Annotated in this window: 8 protein-coding genes; 7 read left to right on the forward strand and 1 reads right to left on the reverse strand. The window is 41.2% G+C overall.

The window, feature by feature from the left end:
- The first annotated feature begins 13 nt into the window (after positions 1–13).
- Positions 14–1,507 (forward strand): carbohydrate-binding protein, encoded by a 1,494-nt coding sequence (locus ACOAOT_RS05475; RefSeq protein ID WP_420216058.1) that lies wholly within the window; start codon positions 14–16, stop codon positions 1,505–1,507.
- Between the two features lie 107 nt (positions 1,508–1,614).
- Here ACOAOT_RS05475 and ACOAOT_RS05480 read toward each other — a convergent pair whose 3' ends face one another.
- The gene (locus ACOAOT_RS05480; protein ID WP_420216059.1) at positions 1,615–3,900 is read right to left on the reverse strand and encodes a helix-turn-helix domain-containing protein; all 2,286 of its coding nucleotides are present in this window, start codon (positions 3,898–3,900) and stop codon (positions 1,615–1,617) included.
- A gap of 235 nt (positions 3,901–4,135) precedes the next feature.
- Here ACOAOT_RS05480 and ACOAOT_RS05485 point away from each other — a divergent pair, with 235 nt between their 5' ends.
- The 6 genes from ACOAOT_RS05485 (at position 4,136) to ACOAOT_RS05510 (ending at position 11,551) form a co-directional block, all read left to right on the forward strand.
- Positions 4,136–5,092, forward strand: coding sequence for an ABC transporter permease (locus tag ACOAOT_RS05485; protein WP_420216060.1), 957 nt, complete (start codon positions 4,136–4,138; stop codon positions 5,090–5,092).
- Positions 5,093–5,108: 16 nt separating this feature from the next.
- Complete coding sequence (locus ACOAOT_RS05490) at positions 5,109–5,990, forward strand: carbohydrate ABC transporter permease (RefSeq protein ID WP_104437245.1); 882 nt, start codon at positions 5,109–5,111, stop codon at positions 5,988–5,990.
- Between the two features lie 48 nt (positions 5,991–6,038).
- Complete coding sequence (locus tag ACOAOT_RS05495) at positions 6,039–7,691, forward strand: extracellular solute-binding protein (RefSeq protein WP_420216061.1); 1,653 nt, start codon at positions 6,039–6,041, stop codon at positions 7,689–7,691.
- Positions 7,692–7,732: 41 nt separating this feature from the next.
- Positions 7,733–8,842, forward strand: a complete 1,110-nt coding sequence (locus tag ACOAOT_RS05500) for a Gfo/Idh/MocA family protein (RefSeq protein ID WP_420216062.1) — start codon at positions 7,733–7,735, stop codon at positions 8,840–8,842.
- Positions 8,836–9,987: a Gfo/Idh/MocA family protein gene (locus ACOAOT_RS05505; RefSeq protein WP_420216063.1), complete on the forward strand. Its 1,152-nt coding sequence runs from the start codon at positions 8,836–8,838 to the stop codon at positions 9,985–9,987. Before ACOAOT_RS05500 ends, ACOAOT_RS05505 begins: the two co-directional genes overlap by 7 nt.
- 202 nt (positions 9,988–10,189) lie before the next feature.
- Entirely contained in the window at positions 10,190–11,551 is a 1,362-nt protein-coding gene (locus ACOAOT_RS05510) for a jacalin-like lectin (protein WP_420216064.1), read from the forward strand.
- Positions 11,552–11,717: the final 166 nt, after the last annotated feature.

Here is an 11,717-nt window from a genome sequence, read left to right on the forward strand (position 1 = left end):
GTAATTGTGGATTATGAAGAAAAAATCAATATTTATTATTGGATTAGTTTTATCACTGGCATCTTTCAATGTAGTACATGCTGCTTCCTCATATATTGATTATTTTAAAACGACACCCATAATCGATTCCCTATCGTCGTCCTGTTGGGGCGCCGCGGCAGTGGGCCCTCGTGATCAATCCAACGGTTTGGAAGACAGAACCATGTCGAAGTACGCTTACTGGGATGGAGGAATCATCAAGGGGCCGGATGGCATGTATCATATGTTTGCCAGCCGTTGGAATCAATCTGCCGGTCACAACGGGTGGTTTGGCTCTGTGGCTGTTCATGCGACGAGCTCCAACCTGTATGGACCTTATACAGACAAGGGGTTGTGCTGGCCTAACGATCAGGGCGGCAAAGGTCATAACGTGGTACCGTTTCAACTAAAAGATGGGCGGTATGCGATCCTGGTGAGTGAAACCAGGCGTCCGGCAGAGATTTTTGTCTCCAATTCTTTGGATGGGCCATGGTCAAAGCTGGGTAGTGTATCGATTACTCCAAATGCTTACTCATCCAAATATACAGCGTCCAATGTTTACATTATGCTTCGTCCGGATGGACGTTATGGGTTGATTGAAAGAGATGGGGTAATAGGTATTTCTGATAATGTACTTGGACCTTACACCATTCAGGGAACCAATATTTATGAGAAGATTCCTGGTTGTCCGACAGTCAACATGGAAGATCCGGTTATGTGGTATAGTGGTGGCCTTTATCATATTATTGTCAATAAGTGGGACACACGTAAGGCGTATCACATCACTTCCCAAGATGGTATCAGCAACTGGAAATTAGAGCCGGGATATGCCTATGACCCTACAGCAAATTTTATCCGCTATTCAAATGGTACGGTCAATCATTGGAATAAATTAGAACGTCCCAATGTGTATATGGAGAATGGACATGTGGTTGCAATGACACTGGCTGCGATCGATGTTGCAAAAGACAAAGACTTGGGTAACGACAGTCATGGCAGTAAGGTTATCGTTATTCCCTTTGATGGTGCCGCTTTAGATTCTGGGGGTGTTTTGCCAACACCTGACCCAAGATCAGCCTTTACACAGATCGAAGGGGAGAGTTATAATAACCAATCGGGAGTTCAAACCGAAAGCTGTACGGAAGGTGGGGAGAATGTCGGATACATTGAAAACGGGGATTATGCAGTTTACAGCAATATTGATTTCGGCAGTGGTGCTGCAAGCTTTCAGGCCAGAGTCGCCAGTGCTACCAGCGGAGGGAATATAGAGATCAGGCTGGATAGCCCTAACGGGACTTTGATAGGGACTTGTCCGGTTGCCGGGACTGGGGGTTGGCAGACCTGGGTGGCTGCAACGTGCAATGTTAGCGGGGTGAGCGGAAAGCACGACTTATACCTGAAATTTACGGGAGGAAGCGGATACTTATTCAATCTGAACTGGTTCAGATTTGGTACAGTAAGCAATTCGGGAAGCTTACCGGGCTTTTAAGTTATAGGGACAGGACACTTGATATTTTAAAGGCAAAAAAGGCACATTTTCAAAACCGAAAATGTGCCCTTTTTGCCTAATTGTAAACCATAAGGGGCGTTATTTTGCTAAAACAATCTGGAAGTCTGAAGCTTTCTGTATTCTCCCGGAGTCATGGTTACATACTTTTTGAAAAAACGTTGGTAGCTTTGCACGTTATTATATCCTACCAGTTCCGATATTTCAGTTAACGTAAGAATCGTATCAGTAAGGTATTCCTTGCTTTTGTCAATTCGTATGTTATTTAAGTAATCGGTTAAGGTCAATCCGGTTTGTGCCCGGAAAATTTTACTGAGATAAGAGTAGCTGATATTCAGATAGTCAGCCGTATCAGTGATATTCATGTCATTCATATAGTGTTCATTTAGATATTGCTTTGCCATATCACAGTAATTGGTTTCTTTTGCGTCGTTGCTTTTATAATGAATGCTGATATTCATGAGAAGCTTTCTGCTGGAATGAATCATATCCGCTAATGTTTTATACTCATATAAAGCATCTAAAAGGTTGGTATCCATCAGCCTGGTGAAATGAAATTCGTGATCCAGCTCCACCAGTATCCGGTTAAATACATCCCTGACCTGAGAGGCATTCCTGATTTCCTCAAGTTTATCTTCCAACTCCAGTAGCAGTCGCTCTGTTTCCTGTTCGTTTTGAGAGACAATGCTACGGATAAACGATGTATTAATATTTAATAACATCGTATATACTTCATCAGAATCCAGACTTTTCTCAATTTTTTTGAATGTGGTAAGTTCATTTTTCCAGTTGAAAAAATATGAGTTTTTGACTGTTTCAAGACATTTGGGGTACTCTTCTAAAATTTCTTCCGCATTACATATGGGCTGACTGATGCCGAAATATGCGTTCTGGTTTGTCAACTTAATTACCGTATCAGCCAGAACTGTTCTTGTCTGCTCAAGACTCTCCACTTCATTACCCTGATAGAGCAAGACCAGAGTCTCTTCCTCGGTTTTTGCTAAAACTCCTTTCATGGAAGACTGGAGATAGCTTCGCAGTACTTCCTGCAGGTTCAGACGGAATAACAACTCATCATCAGGTGACAATTTCATATCGGTGATATCGAATTTCACCAACAGCATTTCGCAGTGGCAGTTTCCGTTTTTATCAAACAGATAGGGATGGTCATTCGTAAATTCAGTTGTATACTTCCAGTTTTCCAGAAAACTTCTGAAGTTAAACGCCTTACTTAATTCATCAAATCGTTTTAATTTTAATCTGGCATTGGAATTAAATGTGTTCATTTCTGAAAATACTTGTTTCAGCATATCGATTTCATCTGTCACGTGTTCCTGTGGAGAATTTCTGGTACCTTTTGCAACATCTGAATATAGAATATTAATCGGCCTGTATAATCGTTTTGCCATATAAAATGAGATGATCAGGGAAAAAAGGATTAGTCCGATACAAATCAGAAGTATGTACTTTCCCAGATAAACAGCTTCCTGATAAGAATCGCTGAGGGGATAAGAAGTAACTGATAAAGCATTAAAGTTAACGGATTTCATAAAATATATACGATTATTGCAGACGATATAAGTCACTCCATTATCCAGCTCTCTGGCAGGCTGACGGATCAGTTCTTTCCATTCTGCATACCGGCTGTCTCCCTCAATAAGCTTGCCATCTCTGTCCAGAATAAAAAATTCCATATGATTATCGGTCAGATGGTAGGAATCAACAATTTCATTGTATAAGCTCTTTATACTGATGTTAGTTACCAGATAGAAATCCGGTCTGCCCTTTATAACGAGAGAAAGGACAAGATTATTCCGCTTATTGTATAAAAAGCTGTACTTGTCAAACAAAGATTCATCATCAAAGATCAGGCGGGGAGGCAGCTGCTGTATGCTGTAGATGTTGTCGTTTATATCATTTAACCATTTGGTATCATAAAATTCTGAGAAAAGATACCTTCCGGTTTTTGAATTATAGATTTTGCCGGTTGTCCTGTCGTAAAAATATACGGAATCAATTAAGTAGTATTTTTGTGTCATGGCGGACAGCCTTTTTGAAATCATGGATAAATCTGTATTATAGTCGTTTGAATAGGTGTAGGTACTATATCTCTTTTCGCCGATTTCCGTAGCAGTTTCCATCTTTATGCTTTTAATTCGCTGATTGATCCCGGAAGCAATTTCATTTATGTCAATGGATTTCTGCTGATAGAATTTCTGTTTTGCCTGTTGTGACATCATGTGGTACCAGAAAAAGCCCAGGACACTGATGGGAATTAAAATAAGGAGGATGTTAGAAAGAAGGATTCGGTACAAATATCTGCGGAATCCTCTTTTCTTTCTGCTTACCCAGTTCTTATTCGAAAATAGATTCATAAAAGCCTCCTACGCTGAAATATTCTCAATACGGTGGATCCTTGCTCTTAGGCTAACTTTAACTATAGCACAGGATAAAGTTTGTTTTCAAGTGATACCATAAATCTACACGGAAATAATAGATTTTGATCCTCCATGATAGTTATTCATACTCCTAAATAGAAATCTACCGTTGTATACGGGGAGGGGGTCCGGTAAATTTAAGTATATGAAAGAGCGAAGGGAGAATATGAAAATGAAGTGGGCAAAACAACGTCAGGTTGGATACCAATCCAGGCATTCAGACAGTAAAAATATCTGGTTTTATATCTGGAGAGATAAATGGCTGTATTTGATGCTGGTACCTGTCATTACCTATTATATTGTATTTAAATATGTGCCTATGTACGGCCTCATTATTGCCTTTAAAGATTATAATGTTTTTAAGGGAATTACCGGGAGCAAATGGGTTGGTTTACTTAACTTTAAACAGGTTTTCCAGACAGATCTCTTCTGGCTGTCCATTAAAAACACCTTAATACTTAATCTGTCTACACTGGCTGTGAATTTTCCATTAACCATACTGGTTGCATTAATGCTGAATGAAGTTAAGTATCCCTTGTTCCGGCGCGTATCCCAGTCATTTCTTTATCTTCCTCACTTTATGTCATGGGTGGTAGTGGCAGGTATTGCAACCAATCTTTTTGCACAGACCGATGGAAGCGTAAATCAGATGATGAAGCATCTGGGATTCAATGCGATTCCGTTCTTAAACAGCAGCGGATGGTGGATCTTCACTTATGTTATATGCAATGTGTGGAAGGAAATTGGCTGGGGAACAATTATTTATCTGGCGGCTATAACCGGTATTGATGAATCCCTCTATGAGGCAGCCTACATAGACGGTGCAGGCAAAGTTCAGCGTATCCTCTATATCACCCTTCCTATGATCCGGTCAGTGATTATTGTCATGCTGATTCTGTCTATCAGTAAAATGATGAGTATCGGTCTGGACGCTCCTTTGCTTCTTGGCAACACCAAGGTTATCAATGTGTCAGAAGTGATCAGTACCTATATTTATCGTCTGGGTATTGTAAAGGCAGAGTACAGTTTATCTACAGTAATCGGTCTGTTTCAGTCAGCCGTTAATATTTTCATACTGATTCTTGCAGATCGTATTGCCAAACTGATTGGAGAAGAGGGGATCTTATAGAGAGGGGGATATCATTATGAACAAGATACGTGTCAGTAAAAAGAAAGCAATTAATTGGGGAACTGTGATAAACTATTTGTTGCTGACAATCCTGGTAGTTATATGCTTTTATCCATTTTTAAATGTAGTTGCTTATTCTTTTAGCAGCAACCGGGCAGTTTTATCCGGAACCGTTACTTTTTTCCCAATTGAAATGCAGCTGGATGCATATAAGGAGATTGTACATAGAGGACAGATCTGGACAGCAATGAGAGTAACCATGGTGGTAACAATGCTAGGAACTGCCATTGGTCTGATACTTACTGTATTTGCAGCCTATGCACTTTCAAAGGATAAATTAAAGGGACGGAGATGGATATCCGGAATGATTCTGTTTACCATGTATTTTAACGGAGGTATTATTCCAACCTTTCTGGTTATAAAAAATCTGGGAATGTATGACCAGCTTACGTCACTTTATATTCCCTCTGCTGTTAATGTTTTTAATTTCATTGTAATGAGAACTTTTTTCAGGGAAATCCCAAAAAGTCTGGAAGAGGCTGCTTATCTTGACGGAGCAACGGACGTCCAGATTCTCTTTAAGATTGTTCTTCCCCTGTCCATGCCGATTATCGCTACCATCGGACTTTTCTATGCTGTTTATTACTGGAATGATTATTTTAATGCTCTTATTTATATTCAGTCCCCTGAAAAGTATACCCTCCAGCTTCGGCTGAGAAGTCTTCTTTTTGCTGGAGAGCTGGGGGCGGCAGGCAACGAGGGACTGGCACAGCAGGTAATGGCAGAATCGTTAAAGATGGCATGTATCGTAGTTGGAACAGTTCCCATACTGGCTGTCTATCCATGGCTTCAGAAATATTTTGTAAAGGGTGTTATGCTGGGCTCTGTGAAAGGCTGACAAGTCCGGGATTTTAATACACTAAATTATATGATTGGAGGAAGGTATATGAAAAAGGTAAGGCGTTTTCTGGCAGGGGGATTGGTTTTCGCAATGGCAGTCAGTCTGATTGGCTGCAAAAGTACGGGAGAGGTTTCTAAAAATGCAGACACAAAGGGTACCGCGGTATCCGAGGCAGCAGGAGGAAAAGAAGAATTAAAAACTACCTATGGTTCTAAAAAATTTGATGATGTGACGATAACGGTTGAAGTATTTGACAGAAGCAATGCACCGGAGGGGAGTACAGTAATTGACAACAGATGGACAAAATACATCAATCAGGAAATGAATAAAGTAGGTGTTAACGTTAAATTTGTGGCTGTTCCAAGATCGGATGAAGTGAATAAAGCCCAACTTATGATGGCATCCGGCACCGGTCCGGATATTATGATCTGCTATACATCCTCTATTGTGGAAGGATTTTATAAAGATGGAGGAACCTATGACCTGTCACCCTATGTGGATGGAGAAGATCAGGCAAAAAACCTAAAAGAATATATTGGTAAAGACTGTATGGATCTGGGGCGGAATCAGCAGGGAGAGCTGTGGGCCATTCCGGCAAGACGTTCCACTACAGCCTCAACAAATCTCTTTATCCGTAAAGACTGGCTGGATGAGCTGGGTTTACAGCCTCCCACAACGAAAGAGGAGATGTACCACGTTCTGCAGGAATTTAAAAAATATAAGCCCGATTCTTTTGCGGCGAGCTTTTGGGTATGTACCAAAGCCAGCGATATTGCGGGGGTAATGGCTACCTCATTTTTAAAGAACGTAAAAGATGAAAAAGCTTATGCAATCGAAGCAGACTCTGCAACCAGCTTAATTTATATGGATCCGGGCTTTGGAGAGTATTTCAAATGGATGAACCAATTGTATAATGAAGGGCTGATAGATCCGGAATATTATGTGGACACTACGGAAAACGCCTTAAAAGAGGATTTTGTTAACGGAAAAGTAGGCTGTTTTGAATCCAATGTCAACTATAATGTAGACAGTCTCCGTGGAAGCTTATTAAAGGTGCTTCAGTCAACGGACCCCAAAGCGGATGTCATTAGCATTCCTCCCATAAAAAATGAAAATGACGGGGAAATCTATAATAAGAATTATCCCATTAACGGTGCCTATCTCTTTATTCCTAAATCAGCAAAGAATGTGGAAGCAGCCGTAACTTATCTGGATTGGCTTGCTACCAAGGAGGGCGGATTTACAATTTTCCACGGATTTGAAGGAGAGCATTTCAAATATGATGATGCAGGGGTTCCCTGTGTTCTTGATGCGAGTTATAATACAAAGGACAAAGACTGGACCAGACATGATCTGTTTATAATTGGAAACCAGGGTTATTATAAGACTGCCGATGAATTCGCACTGGCGACCTCTAAGGAATGTCCCGGATATGAAAACTATGTGCTGGACAATTTTAAAAATGCTTCTGTTGGGACAATAAGACACGATCCAACGTTTACTGCACCAACCGCTACAGAGAAAAATACGGAGATCAGTGTAATCAGGGAAGAGTATTTCGTAAAATTAGTTACCTGCCAGCCGGATAAATTTGTTACCACATTACAGGAGTTTAAGGATAAACTAAAGAAAGCAGGATACGACCAGATTATCAAAGAGCGAACCGATTATTATGACGGAGTATTTGCCGGGAAGTAAGCTTTGCAGGAAACAGACAGAAAGTGAAAGGAGACAAAAAGATGTACAGTAGAAATGATGGCATGAATTATGCGCCAAAAGGAAAACCAGAGCCTGTGGTTTTAAAAGGGGATTTTTTCATAGCGGCGATTGCCTTGGACCATGGGCATATTTATGGGATGTGCAATGGTTTAACTGAGGCGGGGGCAGTACTGAAATGGGTATATGATCCCGACCCGGTAAAAGTGGCTAACTTTGTCAAAGTTTTTCCTGAGGTTCAGGTGGCAGAATCTGAGGAGCAGATCCTGAAAGATCCCATGGTGCATATGGTCTGTTCCGCTGCAGTAACAAGCCTGCGCTGTGCACTGGGTCTTCGGGTAATGGAAGCGGGAAAAGATTATTTTACAGATAAAGCACCTCTTACCACTTTGGAGCAGCTGACAGCCGCAAAGGAAATGGTGAAACGAACCGGGAAGAAATATATGGTATATTACAGTGAGCGGATCCATGTGGAGGCAGCGGTTTTTGCCGGACAGCTGATTGAGCAGGGAGCAATTGGAACCCCCATACATATTGACGGCTTTGGTCCACACAGAGTGGGAGATCCTAAGGACAGACCGGACTGGTTTTTTATAAAGGAAAAATATGGCGGCATATTGTGTGACATTGGAAGCCACCAGATTGAACAGTTTCTGTATTACTGTAAGGTAAAGGATGCAAAAGTGCAGTATTCCCAGGTGGGGAATTTCGGGCATCCGGATTATCCTGAACTGGAAGATTTCGGGGATGCGGTACTTCTGGGAGACAATGGGGCAACCCAGCATTTTCGTGTAGACTGGTTTACTCCAAAAGGACTTTCCACCTGGGGTGACGGAAGAACCTTCATTCTTGGCACAAAAGGTTATATCGAATTGCGAAAATACGTAAATATCGGAGCCTGTGACGGAAGCTCAAATCATGTCTTTCTGGTCAATGAGGAAGGAGAGCAGCATTTTGAAGTGACCGGAATGGTGGGATACCCGTTCTTTGGTCAGTTAATTTTAGACTGTATGAACCGGACGGAGAATGCCATGACTCAGGAACATGCTTTCAAGGCGGCAGAGCTGTGCGTCAGGGCGCAAAACCAGGCAATTAATATACAAGAGGAAGCAGGGGGGCAGAAACCATGTTAGATATTGCGGTTGTTGGAACGGGAAATATCGCCCCGGCACATATCGAAAGCCTTCTTACGTTTCCAGACAGATGCCGTATCGTTGCTTTGTGTGATATTTATCCGGAGAAAGCGGAAGCTTTAAAGGAGAAGTATCATTTGAGCTGCAGGATTTTTGATGATCATCAGAAAATGCTTGATTCCGGTCTTAATATTGATGTAATCCACATATGCACCCCGCCGTACGTCCATGGAGAAATCGCCATTCACTCCATGGATGCAGGCTGTCATGTTGTGGTGGAAAAACCCATGGCTGCCTGCCTTCAGGAGTGCGACGCCATGTTGGACGCGGAAAAGAGAAATCATGTAATTATGGCGTGTATTGCACAAAATCGTTTTCGAAACCAGATCTACAAATTAAAAAAAGTGGTTGATAGCAAAATCGCCGGTAAGATCTGCTGCGTACATGTAAACTCCAGCTGGTGGAGAGGACATTGCTATTATGATTTGTGGTGGAGAGGGCTTTGGGAAAAGGAAGGGGGCGGTCCTACCTTAAATCATGCGGTACACCATATTGATATGCTTAACTGGTTGGAAGGAAAACTGCCGGATGCAGTCATGGCCATGCTGGCAAACGTGATGCATGACAATTCAGAGGTAGAGGACTTGTCTCTTGCCATGTTAGAATACCAGGACGGAAGTCTGGCGCAGGTAACAAGTTCTGTTATACATCACGGAGAACAGCAGGGTATAGAGCTGCAGTGTGCGGATGCAAAGCTTTCGGTACCGTGGGATTTAAAAGCAGAAATCTCAAAGGCCAATGGCTTCCCTGAGAAAGGGGGGAATCGGGAGCTGCTTGACAAAATTCAAGCCTTTTATGAGGAAATACCGGATCTTTTATATGAAGGGCACACCGGAGAGATTGATGATATCCTTCGTGCAGTTGAGACCGGAACCAGACCTTTGATTACCGGGGAAGACGGGAGAAGGACTGTGGAGCTGATTACAGCTATCTACAAAGCCGGCTGTTTAAAAGAACGGGTAAAGCTTCCGATCAAGCCGGGAGATGTATATTATTCTTTTGAGGGGATCTTAAAAAATGCGGTTCGGTTTCATGAAAAAAGTGCATCGGTTGAGAATTTTACTGATACTGTCATAACACTGTAAACTGCTAATTAGTAATGCAAAATTATCCGCAGCTCAACTGCTTGAGCTGCGGGTTTTTCTTTTTTAATTACTTAATAAAATTGGTAAAAAATAGCAAAAAATACAATAATTTAAAGAGCGTAAGGGCAAATTGCACATAGAAAAACATAATCTAAATTGTTATAATTGTAAAAATGCACAATTTAAAGGGGGATTATTGAGTATGATAAAACGTAAGAATCAATTAAAATGTTTCGTTTTTTTAGCATTAACTACTTTTATAACTGGAAGTAATAATATTTCCATTTCTGCAAGTACTGAAAGCAATACCACAGGTACTTTCAGTGTTCTATCCTACAATATCGGAGGGCTGCCAGAAATGTTTTCAAGTAGTGGAGATCCTAAGAAATATATTCCTCAAATTGGATCAAAGCTTTATGCCTACGATTTAATAAATGTACAGGAAGATTTTAATTATCACGCTTCGCTTTATGCAAATGATACTCATCCATATAGAACCCCTACTTCAGGAGGAGCAGGAATTGGTGATGGTATGAATTTTCTGTCAAAGTATCCTTTTGGAGATACAGACCGGGAGACATGGACAGACCGTTATGGTAAGTTTGATAGCGGTAGTGATGAATTGACTCCAAAGGGATTCATGTACAATCAAGTTAAAGTAGCAGATGGAGTTTATGTAGATGTTTACAATCTTCACGCAGATGCGGATACGGATCCGAAATCGGAGGCTGCAAGGCGTAGTAATCTAAATCAGCTTGCTACCTATATTGAGCAATATTCTCAGGGTCATGCAGTGATTGTGTTTGGAGATACCAATTGCAGATATACCCGAGCTGATGACGATTTAAAATCTTTATTTGTGGACAGGCTGGATATGAGAGATGTCTGGATAGAAAAAATCAGAAATGGGATTTATCCGGAAAAGGGAGGAGAAGCATTGCTGGGAGTGTCTGGAGAGACCAGTGCCAACAATGAAGTTGTAGATAAAATTTTTTATCGAAGCGGTGCCGGAATTACGCTGAATCCTACCTCTTATAAGGTTGAAAATAGTTATTTCACTGACACAGAAGGAAATCAGCTTTCTGATCACTATGCCATAAGTGCAAACTTTAGCTATACCAGGGATAATAGCATCCTTTACAGTGATTTATGGGGAGGATCTGGTGGCATAGCGTTTAATTTTTTGAGAAATCCATCACCAACACTCAGCAGACCTGTGTCCGTTACTATAAGGGGAGAAAATCGCGTGGATGCCATATCAATGACCTATGCGGATGGTACAGTGCTTAGCAATGGTGGAACTGGCGGAACTCAGAAGACTTTGGCGTTGGAAAACGATGAATATATCATTAAGGCGGTTGTTTATAAAAATACTTATAAGGGGTCAGACCGGATATTCTATCTGGAGTTGACAACAAACAAAAACCGTGTTTTGGAAAGTGGAGTAAAAAGTGGAACCCCACTTACTTTAACTGCACCCGCAGGAACATATATTGCCGGATTTTTTGGGCGGGCGGAGGCTAATATTGATAAGATTGGAGCTATTTACAAAGCATTAGAATAACGATTGAGGGTGTCGCAAAATCACTATAATAAAGTGAAGGAGTGACACCCACTTTTCTTTGCTCAATAGATGATTCATCTATTTTTACAACAGCCCCTTAAATTATAAATATGACATTTCCTTTTCAAAGAGGTTGTGTGGCGACATGGTTTATATTATGATATTA

The sequence above is a fragment of the Lacrimispora struthionigena genome (genome assembly GCF_048627165.1).
Taxonomy (GTDB): domain Bacteria; phylum Bacillota; class Clostridia; order Lachnospirales; family Lachnospiraceae; genus Lacrimispora.

Bases quoted from the DNA above. Each gene is read 5' to 3' on its own strand.
- ACOAOT_RS05475 (WP_420216058.1), top strand. From the start codon at position 14: ATGAAGAAAAAATCAATATTTATTATTGGATTAGTTTTATCACTGGCA.
- ACOAOT_RS05480 (WP_420216059.1), bottom strand. From the start codon at position 3,900: ATGAATCTATTTTCGAATAAGAACTGGGTAAGCAGAAAGAAAAGAGGA.
- ACOAOT_RS05485 (WP_420216060.1), top strand. From the start codon at position 4,136: ATGAAGTGGGCAAAACAACGTCAGGTTGGATACCAATCCAGGCATTCA.
- ACOAOT_RS05490 (WP_104437245.1), top strand. From the start codon at position 5,109: ATGAACAAGATACGTGTCAGTAAAAAGAAAGCAATTAATTGGGGAACT.
- ACOAOT_RS05495 (WP_420216061.1), top strand. From the start codon at position 6,039: ATGAAAAAGGTAAGGCGTTTTCTGGCAGGGGGATTGGTTTTCGCAATG.
- ACOAOT_RS05500 (WP_420216062.1), top strand. From the start codon at position 7,733: ATGTACAGTAGAAATGATGGCATGAATTATGCGCCAAAAGGAAAACCA.
- ACOAOT_RS05505 (WP_420216063.1), top strand. From the start codon at position 8,836: ATGTTAGATATTGCGGTTGTTGGAACGGGAAATATCGCCCCGGCACAT.
- ACOAOT_RS05510 (WP_420216064.1), top strand. From the start codon at position 10,190: ATGATAAAACGTAAGAATCAATTAAAATGTTTCGTTTTTTTAGCATTA.